We start from the raw sequence: 24,418 nt of genomic DNA, 5'->3' as shown, positions 1-24,418 counted from the left end.
ACGCCCACCGAGTGGCCGTCGGCGTCCTTGTCCTTCACGTACCGGCGGAGCGGGTCGAGCCCGTACGGGCTGAGCCTCCAGGCGGTTTTCACCTCGGCGTATCCCCATGCCGTCGGGACGTCTTCGCCGGTGGCGTCGGACGCGGCGGCAGCCGTACCGGTGAACGCGGGGCCTGCCGGCCCGGCAGACGTGGCCGCGGAGACGAGCAGGGTCTTCTTGAGGCGCACGCTTCCCCGGAGGCCGTTCCGTACTGGTCGGTAGGCAGATTGCAACAGTCTGAATTCGGCCACGATGAGTCATCAACTCGCTGCGAAAGGACCCGAAGTCGGCTATCTCGATGCTTCTGCCCGCTAAGACGCCCGCCGCCTCGAACAAGCGTGTAACTTGCCGGGTCTGGAGAGGGCCGGGGGGGCCTGCTGGCGCTATGGGGGGTTTCTCGATGGGCGTGCGGCTCATGGTGATCGATGACCACCGACTGCTGGCCGAGGCACTGGCCTCGGCACTGAAACTGCGGGGTCATCGGGTGCTCGCCGCTGCCGCGCCCACCTCCGGTGCGGCGGAACTGGTCGTCAGCAGGGCTCCGGAGATCTGCCTGTTCGGCACGGCGGCACCAGCCGAACCGGGCACCTTCGACCCGGTCGTCAGGATCAGGCGCGAGCGCCCGCAGACCGCCGTGGTGGTCCTCGGCCCGGTGCCCAGTCCGCGCGGCATCGCCGCCGCCTTCGCGGCAGGCGCCGCGGGGTACGTCCGGCACGACGAGCGCATCGAGGGTGTCGAGCGGGCCATCGCCAAGGCGCGCGCCGGTGAGGCGGCGATCGCGCCGCAACTGCTCCAGGGCGCCTTCGCCGAACTGCTCAACCCGGCCGCCCAGCCGGACGACGAGGGCCGGCGGCTGCTGCAGATGCTCACCCCGCGCGAGATCGAGGTCCTGGTCCGGGTCGCCGAGGGCGAGGACACCCGGCTGATCGCGGCCGGTATGCGGATCGCGCCGAGCACCGCCCGTACCCATGTGCAGCGCGTGCTGATGAAGCTGGGCGTCGGCTCCCGGCTGGAGGCGGCGGCGCTCGCCGCCCGTACGGGGCTGCTGGACCGGGCGGCCCTGGGGACGCGGCAGGGGCAGGACCCCGTCGGCTGACGCTGTCCGGCCCCTGCCGTTGGTGGTGGCGCGTCAGTTGCCCGGCGTGTCCGTGATGTCGGGCGCGGCGGCCGGCGGCTGGGCCGGGCGCGGCTTCGGCCGGACCGGGAAGAGCAGCTTCAGGGCCGGCATGGCGAGCCCCGTCCGCAGGTTGATGTGGACGCCCTCGGCCTTCTTCGGGCCGGCGTCGGAGGGGCCGATCCGCGCGATGGCGACGATGACTCCTTGAAGCGTTCTTCCGGCCGAGGCCGGGAGACTCCTGCTTGCCTCGCGGCAGCGGGCTCGACGCGCTTCGCGCGCCTGACGCCTCCCCTTCCGGCAGCCGGGACGGGCGCGAGGCCCATCCGGTACAGGTGCGAGACGTCCCCGGGCTGCGTCGTGGTCGGCGTTGCCCGACCAGCCGCAGCGCGGTTTCCTGCGCGCGAACGCGGCCGGGGCTCCCGATCGCCCGGCGTCGGCGATGCCGGAGCGTTCCACCGCTCCGGCATCGAAAGCCGGGGCCGGTTATTCGTTCCTCGCCCGAACAGCGCCGAACCGCCGACCTCGATCCCGTGAGACTCCCAGCGCGTCGCCGGGCCCTCTCATTGACGGGATTGTTGATTCGTGGTTCATTGTGTTCGGTTCTGTTTGGGAGGAGTCTGGTGAAGAAGACGGTTACGACGCTCGCCGACGGCCGGGAGCTGATCTACTACGACAGCCGTGACGACGTCGTGCGCGACGCAGTCGACCGGCGTCCGCTCGACCCCGTCTCCACCTCGTCCGAGGTCCGCCGCGACCCGCTCCTCGGCGACAGCGTCGCCATCGCCTCGCACCGCCAGGGCCGCATCTACCACCCGCCGGCCGACGAGTGCCCGCTCTGCCCCTCGCAGGAGGGCCGGCAGAGCGAGATCCCGGAGCCGGACTACGACGTCGCCGTCTTCGAGAACCGCTTCCCCTCGCTCGCCGGCGACTCCGGCCGCTGCGAGGTCGTCTGCTTCACGTCCGACCACGACGCGTCCTTCGCCGACCTCACCGAGGAGCAGGCCGCACTCGTCCTGGAGGCGTGGACCGACCGCACCACCGAGCTCGCCGGGCTCCCCCAGGTCACGCAGGTGTTCTGCTTCGAGAACCGGGGCGCCGAGATCGGCGTCACGCTCGGCCACCCGCACGGCCAGATCTACGGCTACCCGTTCGTCACCCCGCGCACCGAGCTGATGCTCCGCTCCGCAGCGGATCACCGCACCGAGACCGGCGGCAACCTCTTCGACGACGTGCTGGCCCGCGAGGAGGCCGACGGCTCGCGGATCGTGCTCGCCGGCGAGCACTGGGTGGCCTTCGTCCCGTACGCGGCGCACTGGCCGTACGAGGTCCATCTCTACCCGCGCCGCCGCGTCCCGGACCTGCGGGAGCTCGACGAGGCCGCACGCACGGAATTCCCACAGGTCTATCTGGAACTCTTGAGGCGATTCGACCGGATCTTCGGCCCCGGCGAGCCGCCGACCCCGTACATCTCCGCCTGGCACCAGGCGCCGTTCGGAGTCGAGGGACGGGACGACTTCGCGCTCCATCTGGAGCTTTTCACCATTCGACGTACCTCCGGCAAGCTGAAGTTCCTCGCGGGTTCCGAATCCGGCATGAACGTGTTCATCAACGACGTGCCGCCGGAGACCGCGGCCCAGCGACTGCGAGAGGTAGCGAGCGAGTGAGCAACTCCCCGAAGAAGTACCTGGTGACCGGCGGCGCGGGATACGTGGGCAGCGTGGTCGCCCAGCACCTGCTGGAGGCCGGGCACACCGTCACCGTCCTCGACGACCTCTCCACGGGCTTCCGCGAGGGCGTCCCGGCCGGTGCCGAGTTCATCGAGGGCCGCATCCAGGACGCCGCGAAGTGGCTGGACGCCTCCTACGACGGGGTGCTGCACTTCGCGGCCTACTCCCAGGTCGGCGAGTCCGTCGCCGACCCGGAGAAGTACTGGGTCAACAACGTCGGGGGCTCCACCGCCCTGCTCGCCGCGATGCGTGACGCCGGGGTGCGCACCCTCGTCTTCTCCTCCACCGCCGCCACCTACGGCGAGCCGGTCTCCAGCCCCATCACCGAGGCCGACCCCACCGCCCCGACCAGCCCGTACGGCGCCACCAAGCTCGCCGTCGACCACATGATCACCGGCGAGGCGGCCGCCCACGGCCTGGCCGCGGTCTCGCTGCGGTACTTCAACGTGGCCGGGGCCTACGGAGACTGCGGCGAGCGGCACAGCCCCGAGTCCCACCTCATCCCGCTGGTCCTCCAGGTTGCGCTCGGGCAGCGCGAGTCGATCTCCGTGTACGGCGACGACTACCCCACCCCCGACGGCACCTGCGTCCGCGACTACATCCACGTCGCCGACCTCGCCGAGGCCCACCTGCTGGCCCTCGGCGCCGCCACCGCGGGCGAGCACCTGATCTGCAACCTCGGCAACGGCAACGGCTTCTCGGTCCGCGAGGTCATCGAGACGGTCCGCCAGGTCACCGGCCACCCGGTCCCCGAGACCGCGGCCCCCCGCCGCGGCGGCGACCCGGCCGTGCTCGTCGCCTCCGCCGCCACCGCCAGGGAGCGCCTCGGCTGGCAGCCGTCCCGCGCCGACCTGGCCGGAATCGTCTCCGACGCCTGGACGTTCGCCCGCCGAGAGGAGCCCACCGCACCATGACCGACAACGCTGAGCTGACCGCCTCCTTCACCGAGCTCTACGGGGCCGAGCCCGAGGGGGTCTGGGCCGCCCCCGGCAGGGTCAACCTGATCGGCGAGTACACCGACTTCAACGACGGCTTCGTGATGCCGCTCGCGCTGCCGCACACCGCGCGGGCGGCCGTGGCCCGCCGTACCGACGGCGAACTGCGGCTCCACTCCACCGATGTGCCCGGAGGCGTCGTCCAGCTCCGCGTCGACGAGCTGGTCCCGCACGAGGGCCACGGCTGGGCCGCCTACCCTGCCGGTGTCGTCTGGGCGCTGCGCGAGGCCGGCCACGAGATCAGCGGCGCCGACATCCAGCTGTCCTCCACCGTCCCCACCGGCGCCGGGCTCTCCTCGTCCGCCGCCCTCGAAGTGGTGACGGGGCTGGCCCTGAACGACCTCTTCGGGCTCGGGCTCACCCCCGCCGAGCTCGCGGTCCTCGCCCAGCGCGCCGAGAACGCGTTCGTCGGCGTCCCCTGCGGCGTCATGGACCAGATGGCATCGGCCTGCTGCACCGAGGGCCACGCCCTGCACCTGGACACCCGCGACCTCACCCAGCGCCAGGTCCCCTTCGACCTGGCCGCCCAGGGTCTGCGGCTCCTGGTCGTCGACACCCGCGTCAAGCACGCGCTGGGCGACGGCGCGTACGCGGAGCGGCGCGCGGGCTGCGAGGAGGGGGCCCGTCTCCTCGGCCTCCGCACCCTGCGCGAGCTTCCGTACGAGGGGCTGGGAGAGGCCCTCGGCACCCTGGCCGCGTCCGGCGCGGACGAGTCCGTCGTGCGCTACGTACGCCATGTGGTCGGCGACAACCAGCGCGTCGAGCAGGTCATCGCGTTGCTCGACTCCGGCGAGGTGCGCGCGGCCGGCCCGGTCCTCACCGCCGGCCATGTCTCGCTCCGCGACGATCTGCGGGTCTCCTGCGTGGAGCTGGACCTGGTCGTCGAGACGGCGAACGCCGCCGGTGCGCTCGGCGCGCGGATGACCGGCGGCGGCTTCGGCGGCTCGGCGATCGTGCTCGTGGAGGAGTCGCAGGCGGACACGGTCACCAAGACCGTGCAGGAGGCGTTCGCCGCAGCGGGTTACGCGGCGCCGGGGGTCTTCCCCGCGACGCCGTCGGCGGGGGCCCGCCGGCTGGTCTGAGCCGGGCGCGAACCGGTCAGCCGAGTTCCTTGGTGAGCGTGAACTCGGTTACTCCGGGAGGGTAGTTCTCGACCCGCCCGCTCACCTCGTAACCCCGCTTCCGGTAGAAGTCCGGGGCCTGGAAGTCCCAGGTCTCCACCCGGGAGCGGGTGCAGGACCGGTCCGTACCGGCCACCCGTTCCGCCTCGGCGAGCATCCGCGAGCCGAGGCCGGAACCGCGGTGGCGGGGGTCGACCCAGAGCAGATCCACGTGGAGCCAGTACGCCCAGGTGCGCCCGGTCAGCCCCGCTGCGATCCGGCCCTCCGCGTCCAGCGCCCATACCTCCAGCGGGACTTCGAGCGCGGCCGGTGTATCGCGCAGGGCGCGGATCCGCGGTGAGCGTGCGGTGTTGTCGTCACGCAGCCACCTGTTCAGCAGCTGACGTCGTTCTTTGTCCACTTCTGTCTCAAGACGGAACATGAACAACACCCTAGGACCCCACTGTCTGCCAGTTCTGTGAATCTCCTTCCGCTCCGGGCCGCCGCCCGTACGCTGATGCACAGCACCGGCGGGGGCCGGTGCTGATTCAGGGGTACGAGACAGCCGGGTGCGACGCCCGGGCGGGATGGCAGTCGGAACACGGCGGCGGCCGTGGACTGCGGTTCAACTCCCCGCTCCGGGCGTCGCACCCGCGCCGGTCCGTCCCTGCCGGGGGTCGCACGCTTCGGGCGCCCCAGAACGCACAGCATGGGGGTGTCTGTGGCCCGTATCCGGGTTCTCGTCGTCGACGACCACCGCATTTTCGCCGAGTCACTCGCCGCGGCGCTCGCCGCCGAGCCGGACGTCGACGTGGCCGCGGCGGGCAGCGGCCCGGCCGCACTGCGCTGTCTGGAACGCGCGGCGGCCGAGGGGCGCGGTTACGACGTGATACTCGTCGATGCCGAACTGGGCATCGTGCGCCCGCCCGGCCGCCCGGCCGCAGGCCCGGTTCCGGTGCCCGCTCCGAACAGCGGGGAGAACGGCCTGGTCGACGGCATCTCCCTGGTGGCCGGCATCCGTTCGCTGCGGCCTTCGGTGCGCACGGTGGTGCTCGCCGAGAAGGACGACGCGAGCAGGGCCGCGCGCGCACTCCAGGCGGGCGCCTGCGGCTGGGTGGCCAAGGACAGCTCGCTGCAACGGCTGCTCGCGGTGATCCGGGGTGTCCTGCGCGACGAGACGCATCTGCCGCCCGCGCTGCTCACCGGCGTGCTGCGGGAGCTGATGGCGGACCGCAAGCACCGCACCGAGAGCGAAGAGCTCGTCGAGTCCCTGACCCCGCGCGAGCGTGAGGTGCTGCGCTGCATGGTGGCGGGGCTCGGCCGCAAGGCGGTGGCGGAGCGGCTCTTCCTCTCCCCGCACACCGTGCGTACGCACATGCAGAACGTGCTGGGGAAGCTGGGTGTCCACTCGACGCTGGCGGCCGTCGCGCTGGCCCGGCGGGCGGGCGTCGGCCCGGCCGACCTGGAAGCACCGGCCCCGGTGCCGGTCCTAGCCGGGGATGTTGTCGAACGGGGCGGTCAACTGGCGTAGCAGTCCGGCCAGTTCACCCCGCTGGCGGCGGGAGAGCTCACCCAGGATGGCGCGCTCCTGGGCGAGCAGGCCGGCCAGTGACTGGTCGGCCTTGTCGCGGCCCTCGGCGGTCAGCCGGACCAGCACGCCACGGCGGTCGCTGGGGTCGGGGAGCCGCTCGACGAGATTCTTCTTGGTCAGCCGGTCGATGCGGTTGGTCATCGTGCCCGAGGTGACCAGGGTCTGGGTGAGGAGCTGGCCGGGGGAGAGCTGGTACGGGTCGCCCGCGCGGCGCAGCGACGTGAGGACGTCGAACTCCCACGGCTCCAGGTGGTGCTCGGCGAAGGCGATTCTGCGGGCCCGGTCGAGATGGCGGGCCAGGCGGGAGACGCGGCTGAGGACCTCGAGTGGTTCCACGTCGAGGTCGGGGCGCTCTCGGCGCCATGCAGCGACCAGTCGGTCGACCTCGTCCTCCATGTGGATCAGTGTAGAGGGTCTGTCGACATGAAGTCTCTTGAATTCAAGTGTCTTGACATCAAGATACTTCCGGGATGATCCTCGACCACATGACCACACCCACCTGGGACCCGCAGCAGTACCTGCGCCACGCGGACCACCGCACCCGCCCCTTCCACGACCTGCTGGCCCGCGTCCCCGAGCTGCCGGGCGCCCCCGCCCCCCGGATCGCCGACCTCGGCTGCGGCGCGGGCAACGTCACCGCCCTGCTCGCCGCACGCTGGCCGACGGCCCGCATCACCGGCTACGACAACTCCCCGCAGATGCTGGACCGGGCCCGCGCCCACGCCACCGCCCTGCTGGACTTCGCCGAGGCCGACGCCTCGACCTGGACCCCCGGGCAGCCGCACGACCTGATCATCTCCAACGCACTGCTCCAGTGGGTCCCCGGCCACGCCGACCGCTTCCCTGACTGGCTGGCCGCCCTCACCCCGGGCGGCACCCTCGCCCTCCAGGTCCCGGGCAACTTCGACCAGCCCTCGCACGCCCTGATGCGCGAACTCGCCGAGTCCCCGCGCTGGCGCTCCCGCCTGGGCGGCCGCCTGCGCCACACGGAAGCGGTCCTGAGCCCCGCCGGCTACCTGGACCGCCTCACCGTCCCCGGCCGCACCGCCGACGTCTGGGAGACCACCTACCTCCACCTCCTGCACGGAGAGGACGCCGTCCTCGACTGGGTGAAGGGCACCGGGCTCCGCCCGGTCCTCACCGCCCTCGCCGACGACGAGGAGGCCAGGGACGCCTTCCTCGCCGAATACCGCGACCTGCTGCGCGCTGCCTACCCCGAGGGCCCGCACGGCACGGTCTTCCCGTTCCGCCGCATCTTCGCCGTCGCCCACCGGGAGAAGTGATGATCACCGCCGTCGACCACGTCCAGCTGGCCGCCCCCGAAGGCTCGGAGGAGGCGCTGCGCGCGTACTACGTCCGCATCCTCGGCATGACGGAGATCCCCAAGCCGCCGGTCCTGGCCGCCCGCGGCGGCTGCTGGTTCCAGGCCGGCCCGGTCCAGCTCCACCTGGGCATCGAGGCGGACTTCCGCCCGGCCCGCAAGGCCCACCCCGGCCTGCGGGTCACCGGCATCGAGGCGTACGCGGCCCGGCTGACTGAGCGCGGCGCCGAGGTGCGATGGGACGGGGACCTGCCGGGCCACCGCCGCTTCTTCAGCCATGACCCGGTGGGCAACCGGCTGGAGTTCCTGGAACCTGAGAGGGCCCCGTCACCGGATCTCCGGTGACGGGGCCCCGTCGCGTACGTGTGCCACGGCCGCAGGTCAGCTCTTGCGGTGCCCGATCAGCCGGGGCTTCGACTCCAGGTTCTCCAGACCGTGCCACGCCAGATTCACCAGATGGGCGGCGACCTCGGCCTTCTTGGGCTTGCGTGCGTTCATCCACCACTGGCCGGTCAGCGCCACCATGCCGACCAGCGCCTGCGCGTACAGGGGGGCCAGCTTCGGGTCGAAGCCCCGGGCCTTGAACTCCAGCCCCAGGATGTCCTCCACCTGGGTGGCGATATCGCTGATGAGGGAGGCGAACGTGCCCGTCGACTGGGCCACCGGCGAGTCGCGGACCAGGATGCGGAAACCGTCCGTGTACGTCTCGATGTAGTCCAGCAGCGCGAACGCCGCCTGCTCCAGCAGTTCACGCGGATGGCCGGCGGTCAGCGCACTGGTCACCATGTCCAGGAGCTGACGCATCTCCCGGTCCACCACCACGGCGTACAGCCCCTCCTTGCCGCCGAAGTGCTCGTACACCACCGGCTTGGAGACCCCGGCACGTGCCGCGATCTCCTCCACCGACGTGCCTTCGAAACCCTTGTCGGCGAAGAGGGTGCGACCGATGTCCAGCAGCTGCTCGCGGCGTTCCTTCCCGGTCATCCGCACCCGGCGGGCTCGCCGGGCGGAGGGTGCACGGGTGTTCTCGCTGCTTGCGCTTGAGTCGGTCGCCACGTCGTCAATCATGCCGCGTCGGCCTGCGCGGGGTGGCGCCGGGACTCGATACGGGCGGAGTCGGGCCAGCGCACATCGGTCGCCCAGCCCAGCATCTCGAACCAGCGGATCAGTCGCGCGCTCGAATCGATCTGACCCCGCATCACGCCGTGCCGTGCACTCGTCGGGTCTGCGTGGTGCAGGTTGTGCCAGGACTCACCACACGACAGGACCGCCAGCCACCACACGTTGCCGGACTTGTCACGGGACTTGAAGGGGCGCTTGCCGACCGCGTGACAGATCGAGTTGATGGACCACGTCACATGGTGCAGCAGTGCCACCCGGACCAGCGAGCCCCAGAAGAACGCGGTCGCCGCACCCCACCACGACATCGTGACCAGGCCGCCCACCAGCGGCGGAATGGCCAGCGAGACGATCGTGAAGGTGAGGAAGTGACGGGAGATCCCGCGGATCGCCGGGTCCCTGATCAGATCGGGGGCGTACTTCTGCTGCGGCGTGCGCTCCTCGTCGAACATCCAGGCGATGTGCGCCCACCAGAGGCCCTTCATCAGAGCAGGCAGCGTCTCGCCGAAGCGCCACGGCGAGTGCGGGTCACCCTCCGCGTCCGAGAAGCGGTGGTGCTTGCGGTGATCGGCCACCCAGCGGACCACCGGGCCCTCCACCGCCAGCGAACCGGCCACGGCCAGGGCGATACGGAGCGGACGTTTCGCCTTGAACGAACCATGCGTGAAATACCGGTGGAAACCGATCGTGATGCCATGGCAGCCGATGAAGTACATCGCCACCAGCAGGCCCAGATCGAGCCAGCTCACACCGCGGCCCCAGGCCAGCGGCACCGCCGCGACCAGAGCCACGAACGGCACGACGATGAACAGCAGGAGCGCGATCTGCTCGATCGAACGCTTGTTGTCCCCGCCGAGCGTGGCGGAGGGAAGAGCCTGACCGTCAACCGTCTGAGCGGCCTCGATCACTTCGGGGCTGGTCTTCATGGGGAGTCCCCTGTGGGGTGAGAATGCGGCGGAAAGGCAGGGCCCCCGAAGGGGAGGCCCTCGGGCTACGCGCCCGTAACCTACGGCGTCGTAAGTATGGCAGCGAGGAGGCCCGCCATACGAGAGGACGAGGGAGACGGCACGTACGGGTGCCGTACGGGGTAGGGGACATCACGCGTACCCCGAACGTCCCCGTAATGAACAGGCGGGCACCTCTCGGGGCGCGAACAGCACCGAAAGCACGGACACCTATCCTGGAGAGGTCGGACAGCGCGGTCCGCACCCTGCCACCCGGGGGGTTGCGTCAGCACCGCTGCCAGCCGCGGGCCCCGGATCCCGTGCTCAACCACTGCAAGGAGCCGCACACTGTGAGCAGTGCCGACCAGACCCCTGCCGCCAGCACCGAGCTGCGCGCCGACATCCGCCGCCTCGGCGACCTGCTGGGCGAGACCCTCGTACGTCAGGAGGGGCAGGAGCTCCTCGACCTCGTCGAGCGCGTCCGCGCCCTGACCCGCACCGACGGCGAGGCCGCGGCCGAACTCCTCGGTGACACGGACCTGGAGACGGCCGCACAGCTCGTGCGGGCCTTCTCCACCTACTTCCACCTCGCCAACGTCACCGAGCAGGTCCACCGCGCCCACGAGATGCGCGACCGGCGCGCCGCCGAAGGCGGACTCCTCGCCCGGACCGCCGACCGGCTCAAGGACGCGGACCCCGAGCACCTGCGCGAGACGGTCAAGAACCTCAACGTACGGCCCGTCTTCACCGCGCACCCCACCGAGGCCGCGCGGCGCTCCGTACTGAACAAGCTCCGCCGCATCGCCGCACTCCTGGAGACCCCGGTCATCGAGGCCGACCGGCGCCGCCAGGACATCCGGCTCGCCGAGAACATCGACCTCATCTGGCAGACCGACGAGCTGCGCGTGGTCCGTCCGGAGCCGGCCGACGAGGCCCGCAACGCCATCTACTACCTCGACGAGCTCCACGCCAACGCCGTGGGCGACGTCCTGGAGGACCTGGCCGCCGAGCTGGAGCGCGTCGGCGTCGAACTGCCCGCCGGCACCCGCCCGCTCACCTTCGGCACCTGGATCGGCGGCGACCGCGACGGCAACCCCAACGTGACGCCCGCCGTCACCTGGGAGGTGCTGATCCTCCAGCACGAGCACGGCATCACCGACGCCCTCGAACTCGTCGACCAGCTGCGCGGACTGCTCTCCAACTCCATCCGCTACACCGGAGCCACCGACGAGCTCCTCGGCTCCCTCCAGGCCGACCTGGAGGCACTCCCGGAGATCAGCCCCCGCTACAAGCGGCTGAACGCGGAGGAGCCCTACCGGCTCAAGGCGACCTGCATCCGGCAGAAGCTCGTCAACACCCGCGAGCGCCTCGCCTCCGGAACCCCGCACCGCCCCGGCTGCGACTACCTGGGCACCGCCGAGCTCATCGCCGACCTGGCCCTCATCCAGACCTCGCTGCGCGAGCACCGGGGCGGCATCGTCGCCGACGGCCGGATGGACCGCACGATCCGTACGCTCTCGGCGTTCGGTCTGCAGCTCGCCACGATGGACGTACGCGAGCACGCCGACGCCCACCACCACGCGCTCGGCCAGCTCTTCGACCGCCTCGGCGAGGAGTCCTGGCGCTACGCCGACATGCCGCGCGACTACCGGCAGAAGCTCCTCGCCAAGGAGCTCCGCTCCCGCCGCCCGCTCGCCCCGACCCCGGCCCCGCTGGACGCCGCGGGCGAGAAGACCCTCGGCGTCTTCCACACCATCAAGGAAGCCTTCGAGCGCTTCGGCCCCGAGGTCATCGAGTCCTACATCATCTCGATGTGCCAGGGCGCCGACGACGTCTTCGCCGCAGCCGTCCTCGCCCGCGAGGCCGGCCTCCTCGACCTGCACGGCGGCTGGGCCAAGATCGGCATCGTGCCGCTCCTGGAGACCACCGACGAGCTCAAGGCCGCCGACGTCATCCTCGACGAGATGCTCGCCGACCCCTCCTACCGCCGCCTCGTCTCGCTCCGCGGCGACGTGCAGGAGGTCATGCTCGGGTACTCCGACTCCAGCAAGTTCGGTGGCATCACCACCTCCCAGTGGGAGATCCACCGCGCCCAGCGCCGGCTCCGCGACGTCGCCCACCGCTACGGCGTACGGCTGCGCCTCTTCCACGGCCGCGGCGGCACCGTCGGCCGCGGCGGCGGCCCCTCGCACGACGCGATCCTCGCGCAGCCGTGGGGCACGCTGGAGGGCGAGATCAAGGTGACCGAGCAGGGCGAGGTCATCTCCGACAAGTACCTCATCCCCGCGCTCGCCCGCGAGAACCTGGAACTGACCGTCGCGGCCACCCTCCAGGCCTCCGCGCTGCACACCGCACCCCGTCAGTCCGACGAGGCCCTGGCCCGCTGGGACGCGGCCATGGACACCGTCTCCGACGCCGCGCACGCCGCGTACCGCAAGCTGGTCGAGGACCCCGACCTGCCGACGTACTTCGTCGCCTCCACTCCGGTGGACCAGCTCGCCGACCTGCACCTGGGCTCGCGGCCCTCCCGCCGCCCCGGCTCGGGCGTCTCGCTCGACGGCCTGCGCGCCATCCCGTGGGTCTTCGGCTGGACCCAGTCGCGGCAGATCGTGCCCGGCTGGTACGGCGTCGGCTCCGGCCTCAAGGCCCTGCGCGAGGCCGGTCTGGACACCGTCCTGGACGAGATGCACGAGCAGTGGCACTTCTTCCAGAACTTCCTCTCGAACGTCGAGATGACCCTGGCCAAGACCGACCTGCGCATCGCCCGGCACTACGTCGACACCCTCGTCCCCGACGACCTCAAGCACGTCTTCGACGCCATCGAGGCCGAGCACGACCTGACGGTGAGGGAAGTCCTCAAGGTCACCGGCAACACCGAACTGCTCGGCACCAGCCCGGCGCTCCAGCAGACCTTCGCCATCCGCGACGCCTACCTGGACCCGATCTCCTACCTCCAGGTGTCCCTGCTGGCCCGCCAGCGCCAGGCGGCCGAACGCGGCGAGGAGGCCGACCCGCTGCTCGCCCGCGCCCTGCTGCTCACCGTCAACGGTGTCGCCGCGGGTCTGCGCAACACCGGCTGATCAGTGACACCGGCCGGTCAGCGACACCGGGTGACCGGCTGACCGGCTGACCGGCTGAATCAACGCGGTCGCGGGTGCGGTCCTGTCACAGGGCGATGAACGTCGCCACGAGCAGGACCCCGCCCGCGATCCCGGTGCCCCAGGCGGTCCGGGGCAGCCGCAGACCGCCGCCGATCACCAGCGCGGCCAGGACCAGCGCCCCGCCCAGCGGCACCCACGCATGCAGGAAGCCCGGCGTCCCGGTGCGTACCACGTCATCGGTGCCGGGCTTCACGACGACCGGGAACCGGTCGCCCTTACGGGCCGCGACGGACTGGTCCACCGTCACCCGGGAACGCGCCGAGGCCCCGTCCGACGGCGCGAACGGGCCCGTACAGACATCGGCCCCGCAGCCCGTGACCGTCATCGTCCCGTGCTCGCGCCCCTTCGCCAGCACGATGTGATGCGCCGAGTCCCACGAGGACAGCACACCCGCGACGAGCAGCAGCAGGACGACGCAACCGAGCGCCGCGCTTCGGCCGTACTGCAGGGCGGGGTGGGAGGAGCTGCGCTTCATGGGGGCCGATCCTTGGCCAGGGCCCTGCGCGCGGTCAAGCTGTGGCCGAAAACAGCCCACTTACCGGTGGGTATGTCGGAATTCGGGACCGCCCGCGCGGCTCAGGAGTTGTACGCGCTCTGCGCGCGCTCCAGCCCCTCCGCCAGCAGACACTCCACCGAGTCAGCCGCCCGGTCCACGAGGAAACCGAGCTCCTTGCGCTCCGTGGACGAGAAGTCCTTCAGTACGAAGTCCGCCACCTGCATCCGCCCCGGCGGACGCCCGATCCCGAACCGGATCCGGTGGTACTCGGGGCCCATCGACTTCGTCATCGACTTCAGCCCGTTGTGCCCGTTGTCGCCGCCGCCCAGCTTCAGCCGCAGCGTCCCGTAGTCGATGTCCAGCTCGTCATGGACCGCCACGACGTGGTCGAGCGGCACCTTGTAGAAGTCGCGCAGAGCGGAGACCGGACCGCCGGACAGATTCATGTACGACATCGGCTTGGCCACCACCACCCGGCGGCTCAGCGGGCCGGGCGGGCCGATCCGGCCCTCCAGCACCTGTGCCTGGGCCTTGGGGGCCCGCTTGAACTTCCCGCCGATCCGCTCCGCGAGCAGGTCGGCGACCATGAAACCGACGTTGTGCCGGTTCGCCGCGTACTCGGGACCGGGATTCCCCAGGCCCACGATCAGCCAGGGGTCGTTGGCGTCGGACATCGCGCTGGGTCTCCTCGCGTACGGGCGGGTGGCGACAGGGACAGGGAAACGGGGCGGCAGACCCCTCGGAAGGAGACCGCCGCCCCGTCAGTCAAGCAGGTGGGGCGAGGCTCAGGCCTCGGTGCTCGCGGCCTCGGTGCCCTCGGCGGCCGGCTCCTCGGCCTGCGCGGCGACGACCTGGAGCACGACGGCGTCCTCGTCACCGGCCAGCACGGAACCCGACGGCAGCGGGATGTCCTTGGCGAGGATCGAGTCGCCGGCGTCCAGGCCCGCGACGGAGACCGTGACGGACTCGGGGATGTGGGTGGCCTCGGCCTCGACGAGCAGGGTGTTCTGGACGTACTCGAGGAGGTTGCCGCCCGGGGCCAGCTCGCCCTCGACGTGCACCGCGATCTCGACCTCGACCTTTTCGCCGCGCTTCACGGTCAGCAGGTCGACGTGCTCGATGTTGCCCTTGAGGGCGTTGCGCTGCACGGCCTTCGGGATGACCAGGGCGTCCTTGCCGTCGATCTCGAGACCGATCAGGACGTTGGCGGTGCGGAGCGCGAGGTGCAGCTCGTGGGCCGGCAGCGTGATGTGGACGGCCTCGGCGCCGTGGCCGTAGATGACCGCGGGGACCAGGTTGGCGCGACGGGTACGGCGGGCGGCGCCCTTGCCGAACTCGGAACGGACCGCGGCGTTGAGCTTGATCTCGGCCATGACTGCACTCCTCGTAAGGTGACAAAACTGCGGATGGTCACCCGGCCCACGACAGGCCTGCTACGAAGAGCGCGTCGATAACGGACCGCCGTACCTATGAGTACGGCCTCCCTCGCCGAGCAACTCGCTGAGTCTACCCGGCGGGGAGGCCGCACCCAAAGTGGATCTTCTGTGACGCTTCCGCCCTGGGGCGGAAGGGCCTACTGCTCCTCGAAGAGGCTCGTGACCGAGCCGTCCTCGAACACCTCACGCACCGCGCGCGCGATGGTCGGCGCGATCGAGAGCACCGTGATCTTGTCGAGCTCCAGCTCGCCCGGGGTCGGCAGGCTGTCCGTGAAGACGAACTCGCTGACCTTCGAGTTCTTCAGCCGGTCGGCGGCCGGACCCGAGAGCACGCCGTGCGTGGCCGTCACTATGACGTCCTCGGCACCGTGTGCGAACAGGGCGTCGGCGGCGGCGCAGATCGTGCCACCCGTGTCGATCATGTCGTCGACCAGGACACAGACCCGGCCCTTCACGTTGCCGACGACCTCGTGGACGCTGACCTGGTTGGGAACGTCCTTGTCGCGGCGCTTGTGGACGATCGCCAGCGGAGCGTCCAGACGGTCGCACCAGCGGTCGGCGACACGGACCCGGCCGGCGTCCGGCGACACGATCGTCAGCTTCGAGCGGTCGACCTTCGCACCGACGTAGTCGGCGAGGATCGGCAGCGCGAAGAGGTGGTCGACCGGGCCGTCGAAGAAGCCCTGGATCTGGTCGGTGTGCAGGTCGACGGTGAGGATGCGGTCCGCACCCGCCGTCTTCATCAGGTCCGCGATCAGGCGCGCCGAGATCGGCTCGCGGCCACGGTGCTTCTTGTCCTGACGGGCGTAGCCGTAGAACGGCACGATCACCGTGATGGAACGGGCCGACGCGCGCTTCAGCGCGTCCAGCATGATCAGCTGCTCCATGATCCACTTGTTGATCGGAGCCGTGTGGCTCTGGATCAGGAAGCAGTCGGCGCCGCGGGCGGACTCCTGGAAGCGGACGTAGATCTCACCGTTGGCGAAATCGAAGGCCTTCGTCGGCACGAGGCCCACACCCAGTTGGTGCGCAACCTCCTCGGCCAGCTCGGGGTGGGCGCGGCCGGAGAAGAACATCAGTTTCTTCTCGCCGGTCGTCTTGATCCCGGTCACAGCACAGTCTCCTCAGACGTGTATCTGGCGCTGCACGCAGATGTCCCGATGTGCAACGAGCCAGCCGAAATGGGGTGAGCATCTATCACGGTACGCCGTGCGCGGCGCACCTGTTTCCGGTCAGCTTTCGCTGCCGGTGTCCTCTGCCGCGGCCTGGGCCGCCTGCGCGGCCGCGCTGCCCGGACGCTTACGGGCCACCCAACCCTCGATATTCCTTTGCTGGCCACGGGCCACGGCCAGTGAACCGGCCGGAACGTCCTTCGTGATGACCGAGCCCGCCGCGGTGTAGACGCCGTCCCCGACCGTGACAGGCGCCACAAACATATTGTCCGAACCGGTACGGCAGTGAGAGCCGATCGTCGTGTGGTGCTTGTTCACGCCGTCGTAGTTCACGAAGACGCTCGCGGCGCCGATGTTGGTGTGGTCGCCGATGGTCGCGTCCCCGACGTACGACAGGTGGGGGACCTTCGTCCCCTCCCCGATCGTGGCGTTCTTCATCTCCACGTACGTACCGGCCTTGGCCTTCGCGCCGAGCTTCGTGCCCGGCCGCAGGTACGCGAACGGGCCGACCGTCGCGCCCGGACCGACCTCGGCCCCGTCCGCGACCGTGTTGTCCACCCGCGCGCCCGCCCCGACGACGGTGTCCTTCAGTCGCGAGTTCGGGCCGACCTCGGCGTCCTCCGCGAGGTGCGTGGTCCCCAGCAGCTGGGTGCCCGGGTGCACGAGCGCGTCCCGCTCGTACGTCACGGTGGCGTCGATCAGCGTGGACGCCGGGTCCACCACGGTCACGCCGGCCGTCATCGCCCGCTCCAGCAGCCGCCGGTTCAGCAGCATGCGGGCCTCGGCGAGCTGTACCCGGTTGTTGATCCCGAGGATCTCCCGGTGGTCGGCGGCCACCGACGCGCCCACCCGGTGCCCGGCAGCGCGCAGGATGGACAGCACGTCGGTGAGGTACTCCTCGCCCTGGCTGTTGTCCGTGCGCACCTTGCCGAGCGCTTCCGTGAGGAGCTGCCCGTCGAACGCGAACACCCCGGAGTTGATCTCCCGGATCGCGCGCTGCGCGTCGGTGGCGTCCTTGTGTTCGACGATCTCGGTGACCGCGCCGGTCGCCGCGTCGCGGACGATGCGGCCGTAGCCGGTCGCGTCGGGGACCTCCGCGCTGAGCACGGTGACGGCGTTGGCGTCGGCGGCGTGGGTGGCGGCGAGCGCGGCGAGCGTCCCGCCGGACAGCAGCGGGGTGTCGCCGCAGACGACGATCACGGTGCCGTCGACGGTCCCGCCCAGCTCGTCGAGCCCGACACGGACCGCGTTCCCGGTGCCCTTCTGCTCGGCCTGGTAGGCGGTGCGCACCTGGGCGTCCGCGGCGGTGAGGTGGGCGGTGACCTGCTCGCTCGCGTGGCCGACGACCACGACGAGGTGCTGCGGGTCCAGCTCGCGGGAGGCTGTGACGACATGTCCGACGAGCGAGCGCCCGGAGATCTCGTGCAGGACCTTGGGGGTCTTCGACTTCATGCGGGTGCCCTCACCCGCTGCGAGGACGACGACGGCTGCCGGGCGTACGGAGCTCACGGATATGCCCTTCGGCTTCGGGTGGTGGACATCCGCAGGATACCGGGGGGTGCTGTGCCGGACATGGGTGCGGGCCCCGACCGGTGAGGTCGGGGCCCGCGACAAGAGGCTCCCCCACCAGGACTCGAACCCGGACAAATAGCACCAAAAGCTACTGTGCTGCCAATTACACCATGGGGGAACAAAGGCGATCTAACCGGACATTGCGTCAGTTCGCCGGATCGGCACCCAACACTATGCCGTACCACCGGCCTTCGACGCGACGGTATAGGTCTGTCCTTTCGCTCGGACGACCACCACTCATTCGAATCCGTTCGACGGCGCGACGTGCTGCGCAGGTCACCCGAAAATGAGGTGCACCCGCCCGTACGCTGGATGCCATGACCGCAACGGGGGCAGACCGGGAAGCGGCGGGACCGACCACCCGCGGCTACTGGTGGTGGGAACGGCGACGGAGTGTCGCACTGGATGTGGGACTGGCGCTGGTATCGGCGCTGGAGTGTGCGCTGGAAGGGGTGGATTTCGCAGGGGACACCGGGCTGCCGGTGCCGCTGGGGGTGGTGTTCGGGCTGTTCGCCGGGGCCGTGCTGCTGGTACGGCGGAAGTGGCCGATCGCCGTGGTGCTCGTGTCGATCGCGACGACGCCGGCAGAGATGGGCTTCCTGATGGGCCTGGTCGGCCTCTACACGCTGGCCGCGTCCGATGTGCCGCGCCGGATCACCGCGGTGCTCATGAGCATGTCGCTGGTGGGGACGTTCATCGTCACGTACGTGCGGCTGCGGCAGGGTGTCAACGCCGACGCGGACTTCGGTCCGGGCGACTGGTACGTCCCGATGCTGTCCCTCTTCATGGCGGTGGGCCTGACCGCGCCGCCGGTGCTGTTCGGCCTCTACATAGGGGCGCGGCGCCGGCTGATGGAGAGCCTGCGGGAGCGGGCGGACTCGCTGGAGCGGGAACTGTCGCTGCTCGCCGACCGTGCGGAGGAGCGGGCGGAGTGGGCGCGCACGGAGGAGCGGAACCGGATCGCCCGTGAGATGCACGACGTGGTCGCGCACCGGGTGAGCCTGATGGTGGTCCACGCGGCGGCTCTGCAGGCGGTGGCGCCGAAGGATCCCGCGAAGGCGGTGCGCAACGCGGCGCTGGTGGGTGACATGGGGCGACAGGCGTTGACGGAGCTGCGCGAGATGCTCGGTGTGCTGCGCACCGGCGAGCCGATGGTGGCGCGGGTGACGAAGGTGCCGCTCGCCTCCGTGGGCCGTGCGGTGCCGGCGGCGACGGAGGACGGGCCGCGGCTGGACGAGATGGAGACCCTGTTGGGGGAGTCGCGGGCGGCGGGCATGACGGTGGAACTGTCCGTGGAGGGCGAGGCGCGTGCGTACGCCCCCGAGGTCGAGCAGACGGCGTACCGGGTGGTGCAGGAGGCCCTGACGAACGTGCACAAGCACGCGGCGGGCGCGAAGACGTGGGTGCGGCTGGCACACCGGGCGTCCGAGGTCGCCATGCAGGTGGAGAACGGTCCGTCGGACGCGGCCACGGCGGACGCGGGGCTGCCCAGCGGGGGCAACGGGCTGCTCGGCATGCGGGAACGTGTGCTGGGGCTGGGGGGCGTCTTCGTGTCGGGCCCGACGGACGCGGGTGGCTTCCGGGTGTCGGCGGTCCTGCCGGACGTCGACGCGGCGTAGCGGCGCCGCGTCCCCGGCCCGGGGCCGGATGTCGGCCCGGGATCGACCGTCGGCCCGGGGCCGGACATCGGCCCGGGGCCGGTTCCGGCCCTCTGACCGGGCGTCAGCCCGAGACCAGGCGTTCCGGCTGGATGCCGGTGACGAGTGTGGCGAGGGCGCCGTCGATGTCCGGCCCGAGGTACCAGTCGCCGGTGTGGTCGATGCTGTAGACCCGTCCGTCCGCGTCGATGGCGAGGACGGCCTGTCCGTCCCCTTCCTCGCCCAGGGGTGCGACCTCGGTCTCCAGGGCGCGTCCGAGGTCTCCCAGGGTCCGGGCCAGGTGGAGTCCGCTCAGTGGGTCGATCCGTACCGGTGCCGGTGCGATCTGCCGGCCCGGTGCGGTGGCGGTGATGTGCAGTCCGCCGAATTCGGCCCAGGCCTCCACTGCGGCCGGGAAGACGGCGTGCTGGTGTCCGGCGGGTGAGGCGTGGGAGCGCAGGGCGTCCGCCCACTCCTCGGCCTGGCGGATGTCCCAGCGGCCGGGCTCCCAGCCGGCGGCGCGCAGGGCGGCGTCGACCGCGACGGGGAAGCGGGTGGAGCTGTGGCGGTCGTGGTCGGCCGGGCCTGTCTGTGCGGGTAGGTCGGTTCGGTCGCGCATGGGGGCGTGGTCAGCCCTTCTCGGCGGTGGTCGCCGTTCCGGTCGTGGTGAGGTCGACGGGACGTACGCCGAAATGGGCGAGCATGACGGAGCAGGAGCGGCAGGGCGCCGCGTAGCTGCCGTGGAGGGGGTCGCCGTCCTCGCGGATGCGGCGTGCGGTGAGCCGGGCGTGCTTGAGCGCGCGCCGGGCCTCGCCGTTGGTGAGGGGCTTGCGCTGGGCACGCTTTGAGCGGCCGGTCTCGGCGGCGGTGAGGTGCCGGGAGAGCAGTATGGCTTCGGGGCAGCGGCCGGTGAACCGTTCGCGTTGCCCGCTCGGGAGGGTGTCGAGGAAGTCCTGGACGAGGTGGTGGAGTACCGGTGGCTGATCGCCCTTGCCCGCGGTGCAGGTGAGGGTTTCGCCGCGTACGGACAGTGCTGCGGCCACCGCGGGCAGGATGCCGTCGCGGCGGTGGGTCAGCCGGGGGGTGCGGCCGGTCTCGTTGCTGCTCCAGCTGAGTCGTGGGTCCCCGGTGGTGACGGTCTGTGCAGAGTGTGCGGTGTGCATGGTGCTGTGTCCCTCCCGTGCCCGCAGCGGCTGCTGCCGAATGTGCACGCCCCCCGTGTATGCGGGTGACAGCCTGCCAAATGTGTCGGGTCCTGTGAAAGCTGGGTCGGTGAAACGTGTCTGCGTGTCGCGATTCAGTGGCCTGTTCGTCGCCCGTCCGTCACTCCGTTGTGACGGTTGGTGACGGATGTGGTCGTGAGGCGGAGGGGCGGGGTCTGTTACGGGCTCACCGCATAGGCTGTGCCTGGACCGCCCCCGTGGGCAGGTCGGTCCTCATCAGCCAGACGCAGCAGGGGGCAACCGCCATGACGACAGGTCGGCTCGGGCAGCAAGCCGCGCCACCGAACGCGGCCTACGCCGGGCAGCTCGTGCACTTCCCGGATCCGGTCCGGGCGTCCCGCCACCCCAGAGGTGTGCGTATGGACGGGAACGGCTGTCCGGACTTCGCGCAGTACGCGCGCGCCGCCGCGGAGATCGCAGAGCCTCCGCAGGGCTTCGGTGTTGATGAGCTGCGGCTCACGGACTACGTGTCGGCGAACGCGGCGCTGGCGGCGAGCGGGCACGAGCTGTGGGGCACGATTCCCGCGGTGGCCACTCCGCACGGCTGGACCTGGCATCACGTGCCGGGCGGCCGGCGGATGGAGCTGGTTCCGGTCGAGGTGAAGGCGTTGCTGCGGCACCACGGTGGCCTGGCGACGACCGCGGTGGACCAGAACAAGCGGGGCACGCGTCCACTGCAGGAGACCCGGCCCGCGCACTTCCGGTTGCCGAAGGGCGCCGTGGCGGTGAGCGAACAGCAGATCCAGGGGGTCGAGGAGGACCTCGGCTACCGGCTGCCGGGCGCGTACCGCTCGTTCCTGAAGGCGGCGGGTGGTTCGGCCCCGGTGGGTACGGCCCTGGACGCGGAGCTCGGTCTTCTGGTCGACCAGCCGTTCTTCACGGTGCGCGAGGAAGCCGGGGTGAACGACCTGGTGTACGTGAACAAATGCCTGCGGGACCATCTGACCAAGGACTATCTCGGGGTCGGTTTCGTCCAGGGCGGCATTCTCGCGGTGAAGGTCCGGGGGGACGGCATCGGTTCGGTCTGGTTCTGTGCGTACGACGACGCGCGTGACCAGGACGGCTGGAGCGTCCAGGAGCGGGTGGACCGGCTGCTGCTGCCGTGCGGCGCCGATTTCGACGCGTTCCTCCAGCGCCTCGCGGGCAATCCGCCGGAGCTGGAGACGGTGGCGAACCTGATGGTGGACGGCGGCTTCGCGCGTGCCGTCCCGGTGGAGGGGTGAGCGCGATGGTGACCTTTGCACAGGCGCAGGAGCGCGCGGACGAGTGGGTCAACGGTGACGTCGCCGCGTACCAGCACCGCGAGGTGCGGGTGCGTGAGTTCGAGCTGGGCTTCGTGGTGTGGGCCGAGGACCGCGCCGAGGGCCCGGTGTCGGACGGTGGCCGGCAGCGGCTGGTGATCGCCCGGGACAGCGGCGAGGCGACGTTGTGGCCCGGGCTGCCGGTGGGTGAGGTGATCCGGCGGTACGAGGAGGAGTACGGGTCGTCCGACGGTGCGCCGCCGGCCCCCGAGCCGCCGCAGCGTATCGATCTGAACCAGACGTCGTTCCTGTTGAGCCCGCCGGAGTGGCTCCAGGAGGCGGCGGACAAGCTGGGTATCCCGGACCGGCGGGCGGAAGCGGCCGGCCAGGTGCCGCCGCCCGCGGTCCCGTCCCCTTCTCCTTCCGCGCACGGAGGGCCGGTTCCGTATGAGCCGACCGCTGCTTCGGACGGGCGGGCGTCCGCGCCGCAGCCGCCCGTCGGGGCCACTCCGTGGGCGGGTACCGACACGAACGCGGGTTCCGACGAGGGTGAGGTGGGGTTGCCCGCCACCGTGTTCGCGCCGCCGCTTTCGGGTGCGGACGACGAGGGCGCACCGCCCCGCGTGGTGCCGGCCGACGCACCGACGGCGCTGATGTCGGGTGGCAGCGGGCTGCCTCCGACGGCGATCGCCCCGGGTCTGCCCCCGCGGGGCGGCCCCGCGGCCCCGCCCGCGCCCGTGCCCGCGCACGGCGGTCCCGGTGCTCCGCCGCCGGCTCCGGTGCCGGGCGGGCCCGCGCCGAACCGTGCCGCCGGTCCGGGGCCCCGTGCCGGTGACATCGCGGACGAGGCGACCAGCAAGGCGGTCGTTCCGCCTCGCGGCGCGCGTGGTGGCGGCTCGACGACTCCGCCGCCGCCCGGTGCCCCGGGCACTCCGGGTGCCCGGCCGGGCGGTGCGCCGCTGCCGCCGCCTTCGGGGCCGGGTACGCCGGGTGCTCCGGCGGGCGGGTACGTGCCGACGCAGCTCGTGTCGCAGCTGGGTCCGCCCGGTGCGCCGCAGCCTCCGGCGCCCCCGGCGCCGCCCGGTTCCACGCCGCCGCCCGGTGGTGGCAACGTGCACCACGCGGCGACGATGTTCGCCGAACCGGGCATGGTCGGGCCGTCGGCTCCGAGGCCGCCCGGGGCTCCCGGTGCGCCGCAGCCTCCGGCGCCCCCCGGTTCCACGCCGCCGCCCGGTGGTGGCAACGTGCACCATGCCGCGACGATGTTCGCCGAACCGGGCATGGTCGGGCCGTCGGCTCCGCGACCGCCGGGCCCGCCCGGTCCGCCGGGTCCGCCGGGTGCGCCGATGGGCCAGGGCGGTTCGTCGGGCGGGGCCCCCGGTCCCGTACCGCCGCCCGGTCACACCCCGCCGCCGGCGTACGGCCATCCGCAGGCGCCGGCCGGTCAGCCGACCGTCGGTCCCGGCTACCAGGCCGTGCTGCGCTACCGCGCACCGGACGGCAGCGAGCAGCAGCTGATCCGTCGTTCGGCGCCGGGCACTCCGCACCCCGAGTGGCAGATGCTGCACGAGCTGCGGGCGATGAACGTGCCGCCGCAGCAGGTCATCGAGCTGCACACGGAGCTGGAGTCGTGCGAGCTGCCGGGTGGTTACTGCGCGCGGATGATCCGGGAGACGTGGCCGCAGGTGCGGATCACGAGCGTCGCTCCGTACGGTGCGGATCACGCGAGCCGGCAGCAGGGCATGCAGCACCTGCTCACGCATCAGGGGGAGCTGCACCAGGTCGCGGACGGTCCGGCGCGTCCGGCGCCGGTGCGGGCACCGCTGCCGCAGGTGCCGCCCGCGATGCAGGTGGCGCCGGAGGCGATCGCGGAGGAGATGCTCCAGACGTTCGGCCCGCAGGGTGTGCTGCGCTTCGATCAGCGTGCCGTGTCCCGGCAGGGCGTGCCGGAGATCGTGGCGCGGACGCTGGTGTGGGCGGGGCTGCCGGCCGACTTCGGGCCGTTCTTCTGGGCGCAGCCGGGTCAGCCCGTGGTGCCGACGCTGGCGGAGCTGGCCGCGCAGCGGCAGGTGCAGGCGGCTCCTGACGCGGGGTCGTATCTGGTGATGGGCTCGGACTTCGGCCGGGCGATCTGTGTGCAGTACGGGACGGCGAACATCGTGGCCGTGCCGGTGGAGGCGGGTCCGGGCGGGCAGTCGGTGGCGCCGCAGTTCGTGAACACGGGGCTGCCGGAGTTCGCGCGTTGCATGGCGTTGCTGGGCCGGATGTGGCGGCTGCGGTTCGGGCTGAATCCTGAGCAGGCGGGTCGCTGGACGGTCGACTTCCAGGCGCAGCTGGTGGCCCTGGACCCGGCGGCGCTGGCGTCGCCGGAGAGCTGGTGGTCGGTGCTGCTGGAGCAGATGTGGGACGGGCTGATCTGACGGGCCGTTCTTCGCGGTGGTGCCGGCCTGCTCCTCGATCCGTGCCGAGGAGAGCGGGATGGGCGTGAACATCTCGGGTTCCTCGTCCGGGGACAGCGCGGTGGGGC

At 71.5% G+C, this 24,418-nt stretch carries 22 protein-coding genes, 1 tRNA gene and 1 pseudogene; 11 read left to right on the top strand and 13 right to left on the bottom strand.

Features of this window, described 5'->3' with window-relative positions:
* Positions 1–439 precede the first annotated feature (439 nt).
* On the top strand, positions 440–1,135 hold the full coding sequence (locus ABT025_RS10510; protein ID WP_350992337.1) for a helix-turn-helix transcriptional regulator: 696 nt from the start codon (positions 440–442) through the stop codon (positions 1,133–1,135).
* Between the two features lie 33 nt (positions 1,136–1,168).
* Here ABT025_RS10510 and ABT025_RS10505 read toward each other — a convergent pair.
* Positions 1,169–1,360, bottom strand: a pseudogene (locus ABT025_RS10505) (hypothetical protein); the annotation flags it as partial.
* A 416-nt stretch (positions 1,361–1,776) separates the two neighbouring features.
* Between ABT025_RS10505 and galT the strand changes: the two are divergent.
* Genes galT through galK form a run of 3 tightly spaced genes read left to right on the top strand, consistent with a single transcriptional unit; the run spans position 1,777 to position 4,960 of the window.
* Positions 1,777–2,820: a galactose-1-phosphate uridylyltransferase gene (galT, locus tag ABT025_RS10500; protein ID WP_350992110.1), complete on the top strand. Its 1,044-nt coding sequence runs from the start codon at positions 1,777–1,779 to the stop codon at positions 2,818–2,820.
* Positions 2,817–3,797 carry a UDP-glucose 4-epimerase GalE gene (gene galE / locus ABT025_RS10495; protein ID WP_350992108.1) on the top strand — a complete coding sequence of 327 codons (981 nt, stop codon included), beginning with the start codon at positions 2,817–2,819 and terminating at the stop codon, positions 3,795–3,797. The genes galT and galE overlap by 4 nt, the downstream gene beginning before the upstream one ends.
* On the top strand, positions 3,794–4,960 hold the full coding sequence (galK, locus tag ABT025_RS10490) for a galactokinase (RefSeq protein WP_350992106.1): 1,167 nt from the start codon (positions 3,794–3,796) through the stop codon (positions 4,958–4,960). Before galE ends, galK begins: the two co-directional genes overlap by 4 nt.
* 16 nt (positions 4,961–4,976) lie before the next feature.
* On the opposite strand, the gene ABT025_RS10485 is transcribed toward galK, so the two are convergent.
* On the bottom strand, positions 4,977–5,420 hold the full coding sequence (locus ABT025_RS10485) for a GNAT family N-acetyltransferase (RefSeq protein WP_350992104.1): 444 nt from the start codon (positions 5,418–5,420) through the stop codon (positions 4,977–4,979).
* Between the two features lie 267 nt (positions 5,421–5,687).
* Here ABT025_RS10485 and ABT025_RS10480 point away from each other — a divergent pair, with 267 nt between their 5' ends.
* Positions 5,688–6,509: a LuxR C-terminal-related transcriptional regulator gene (locus ABT025_RS10480; RefSeq protein WP_350992102.1), complete on the top strand. Its 822-nt coding sequence runs from the start codon at positions 5,688–5,690 to the stop codon at positions 6,507–6,509.
* Here the strand turns inward: ABT025_RS10480 and ABT025_RS10475 are convergent.
* Positions 6,468–6,965, bottom strand: a complete 498-nt coding sequence (locus tag ABT025_RS10475; RefSeq protein ID WP_326736646.1) for a MarR family winged helix-turn-helix transcriptional regulator — start codon at positions 6,963–6,965, stop codon at positions 6,468–6,470. The two genes, ABT025_RS10480 and ABT025_RS10475, sit on opposite strands and share 42 nt — an antisense overlap.
* Before the next feature lie 89 nt (positions 6,966–7,054).
* On the opposite strand from ABT025_RS10475, the gene ABT025_RS10470 reads away from it, so the two are divergent.
* Positions 7,055–7,852, top strand: a complete 798-nt coding sequence (locus tag ABT025_RS10470) for a trans-aconitate 2-methyltransferase (protein ID WP_350992099.1) — start codon at positions 7,055–7,057, stop codon at positions 7,850–7,852.
* A complete protein-coding gene (locus ABT025_RS10465; RefSeq protein WP_350992097.1) occupies positions 7,852–8,235 on the top strand; it encodes a VOC family protein in 384 nt (127 codons plus the stop codon). The genes ABT025_RS10470 and ABT025_RS10465 overlap by 1 nt, the downstream gene beginning before the upstream one ends.
* A gap of 36 nt (positions 8,236–8,271) precedes the next feature.
* On the opposite strand, the gene ABT025_RS10460 is transcribed toward ABT025_RS10465, so the two are convergent.
* Complete coding sequence (locus ABT025_RS10460; RefSeq protein ID WP_350992095.1) at positions 8,272–8,958, bottom strand: TetR family transcriptional regulator; 687 nt, start codon at positions 8,956–8,958, stop codon at positions 8,272–8,274.
* Positions 8,955–9,935 (bottom strand): acyl-CoA desaturase, encoded by a 981-nt coding sequence (locus ABT025_RS10455; RefSeq protein ID WP_350992093.1) that lies wholly within the window; start codon positions 9,933–9,935, stop codon positions 8,955–8,957. The genes ABT025_RS10460 and ABT025_RS10455 overlap by 4 nt, the downstream gene beginning before the upstream one ends.
* Positions 9,936–10,303: 368 nt before the next feature.
* Here ABT025_RS10455 and ppc point away from each other — a divergent pair, with 368 nt between their 5' ends.
* On the top strand, positions 10,304–13,033 hold the full coding sequence (gene ppc, locus ABT025_RS10450; protein ID WP_350992091.1) for a phosphoenolpyruvate carboxylase: 2,730 nt from the start codon (positions 10,304–10,306) through the stop codon (positions 13,031–13,033).
* 85 nt (positions 13,034–13,118) lie between these two features.
* Here ppc and ABT025_RS10445 read toward each other — a convergent pair whose 3' ends face one another.
* The 6 genes from ABT025_RS10445 to ABT025_RS10420 all read right to left on the bottom strand — a co-directional run bounded on the left by ABT025_RS10445 (position 13,119) and on the right by ABT025_RS10420 (position 17,908).
* A complete protein-coding gene (locus ABT025_RS10445) occupies positions 13,119–13,589 on the bottom strand; it encodes a hypothetical protein (protein WP_350992089.1) in 471 nt (156 codons plus the stop codon).
* A gap of 101 nt (positions 13,590–13,690) precedes the next feature.
* Positions 13,691–14,284: an aminoacyl-tRNA hydrolase gene (pth, locus tag ABT025_RS10440; protein ID WP_350992087.1), complete on the bottom strand. Its 594-nt coding sequence runs from the start codon at positions 14,282–14,284 to the stop codon at positions 13,691–13,693.
* Between the two features lie 111 nt (positions 14,285–14,395).
* Positions 14,396–14,983, bottom strand: a complete 588-nt coding sequence (locus tag ABT025_RS10435; protein ID WP_350992085.1) for a 50S ribosomal protein L25/general stress protein Ctc — start codon at positions 14,981–14,983, stop codon at positions 14,396–14,398.
* A gap of 200 nt (positions 14,984–15,183) precedes the next feature.
* Positions 15,184–16,158, bottom strand: a complete 975-nt coding sequence (locus ABT025_RS10430; RefSeq protein WP_148019072.1) for a ribose-phosphate diphosphokinase — start codon at positions 16,156–16,158, stop codon at positions 15,184–15,186.
* A 120-nt stretch (positions 16,159–16,278) separates the two neighbouring features.
* Positions 16,279–17,727, bottom strand: a complete 1,449-nt coding sequence (gene glmU / locus ABT025_RS10425) for a bifunctional UDP-N-acetylglucosamine diphosphorylase/glucosamine-1-phosphate N-acetyltransferase GlmU (RefSeq protein WP_350992084.1) — start codon at positions 17,725–17,727, stop codon at positions 16,279–16,281.
* Positions 17,728–17,836: 109 nt separating this feature from the next.
* Positions 17,837–17,908, bottom strand: a tRNA-Gln gene (locus ABT025_RS10420).
* Positions 17,909–18,107: 199 nt separating this feature from the next.
* Between ABT025_RS10420 and ABT025_RS10415 the strand changes: the two genes are divergently transcribed.
* On the top strand, positions 18,108–19,409 hold the full coding sequence (locus tag ABT025_RS10415; protein ID WP_350992083.1) for a sensor histidine kinase: 1,302 nt from the start codon (positions 18,108–18,110) through the stop codon (positions 19,407–19,409).
* 103 nt (positions 19,410–19,512) lie between these two features.
* Here the strand turns inward: ABT025_RS10415 and ABT025_RS10410 are convergent, their stop codons facing one another.
* Entirely contained in the window at positions 19,513–20,046 is a 534-nt protein-coding gene (locus ABT025_RS10410) for an SUKH-3 domain-containing protein (RefSeq protein ID WP_350992082.1), read from the bottom strand.
* Between the two features lie 10 nt (positions 20,047–20,056).
* Positions 20,057–20,590 (bottom strand): YwqJ-related putative deaminase, encoded by a 534-nt coding sequence (locus tag ABT025_RS10405; RefSeq protein WP_350992081.1) that lies wholly within the window; start codon positions 20,588–20,590, stop codon positions 20,057–20,059.
* A gap of 305 nt (positions 20,591–20,895) precedes the next feature.
* On the opposite strand from ABT025_RS10405, the gene ABT025_RS10400 reads away from it, so the two are divergent.
* Positions 20,896–21,873, top strand: a complete 978-nt coding sequence (locus ABT025_RS10400; RefSeq protein WP_350992079.1) for an SMI1/KNR4 family protein — start codon at positions 20,896–20,898, stop codon at positions 21,871–21,873.
* A 5-nt stretch (positions 21,874–21,878) separates the two neighbouring features.
* Positions 21,879–24,311: an SUKH-4 family immunity protein gene (locus tag ABT025_RS10395; RefSeq protein ID WP_350992077.1), complete on the top strand. Its 2,433-nt coding sequence runs from the start codon at positions 21,879–21,881 to the stop codon at positions 24,309–24,311.
* The last annotated feature ends 107 nt before the right edge of the window (positions 24,312–24,418 follow it).

It is taken from the genome of Streptomyces sp. NPDC002809 (genome assembly GCF_040295435.1).
Classification (GTDB): domain Bacteria; phylum Actinomycetota; class Actinomycetes; order Streptomycetales; family Streptomycetaceae; genus Streptomyces.
This window is presented reverse-complemented; position numbering and strand designations above follow the sequence as displayed.

Coding starts and splice junctions, on each gene's coding strand:
- ABT025_RS10510 (WP_350992337.1), top strand. CDS start 440: ATGGGCGTGCGGCTCATGGTGATCGATGACCACCGACTGCTGGCCGAG.
- galK (WP_350992106.1), top strand. CDS start 3,794: ATGACCGACAACGCTGAGCTGACCGCCTCCTTCACCGAGCTCTACGGG.
- ABT025_RS10485 (WP_350992104.1), bottom strand. CDS start 5,420: ATGTTCCGTCTTGAGACAGAAGTGGACAAAGAACGACGTCAGCTGCTG.
- ABT025_RS10480 (WP_350992102.1), top strand. CDS start 5,688: ATGGGGGTGTCTGTGGCCCGTATCCGGGTTCTCGTCGTCGACGACCAC.
- ABT025_RS10475 (WP_326736646.1), bottom strand. CDS start 6,965: ATGGAGGACGAGGTCGACCGACTGGTCGCTGCATGGCGCCGAGAGCGC.
- ABT025_RS10470 (WP_350992099.1), top strand. CDS start 7,055: ATGACCACACCCACCTGGGACCCGCAGCAGTACCTGCGCCACGCGGAC.
- ABT025_RS10465 (WP_350992097.1), top strand. CDS start 7,852: ATGATCACCGCCGTCGACCACGTCCAGCTGGCCGCCCCCGAAGGCTCG.
- ABT025_RS10460 (WP_350992095.1), bottom strand. CDS start 8,958: ATGATTGACGACGTGGCGACCGACTCAAGCGCAAGCAGCGAGAACACC.
- ABT025_RS10455 (WP_350992093.1), bottom strand. CDS start 9,935: ATGAAGACCAGCCCCGAAGTGATCGAGGCCGCTCAGACGGTTGACGGT.
- ABT025_RS10445 (WP_350992089.1), bottom strand. CDS start 13,589: ATGAAGCGCAGCTCCTCCCACCCCGCCCTGCAGTACGGCCGAAGCGCG.
- pth (WP_350992087.1), bottom strand. CDS start 14,284: ATGTCCGACGCCAACGACCCCTGGCTGATCGTGGGCCTGGGGAATCCC.
- ABT025_RS10435 (WP_350992085.1), bottom strand. CDS start 14,983: ATGGCCGAGATCAAGCTCAACGCCGCGGTCCGTTCCGAGTTCGGCAAG.
- ABT025_RS10415 (WP_350992083.1), top strand. CDS start 18,108: ATGACCGCAACGGGGGCAGACCGGGAAGCGGCGGGACCGACCACCCGC.
- ABT025_RS10410 (WP_350992082.1), bottom strand. CDS start 20,046: ATGCGCGACCGAACCGACCTACCCGCACAGACAGGCCCGGCCGACCAC.
- ABT025_RS10405 (WP_350992081.1), bottom strand. CDS start 20,590: ATGCACACCGCACACTCTGCACAGACCGTCACCACCGGGGACCCACGA.
- ABT025_RS10400 (WP_350992079.1), top strand. CDS start 20,896: ATGACGACAGGTCGGCTCGGGCAGCAAGCCGCGCCACCGAACGCGGCC.
- ABT025_RS10395 (WP_350992077.1), top strand. CDS start 21,879: ATGGTGACCTTTGCACAGGCGCAGGAGCGCGCGGACGAGTGGGTCAAC.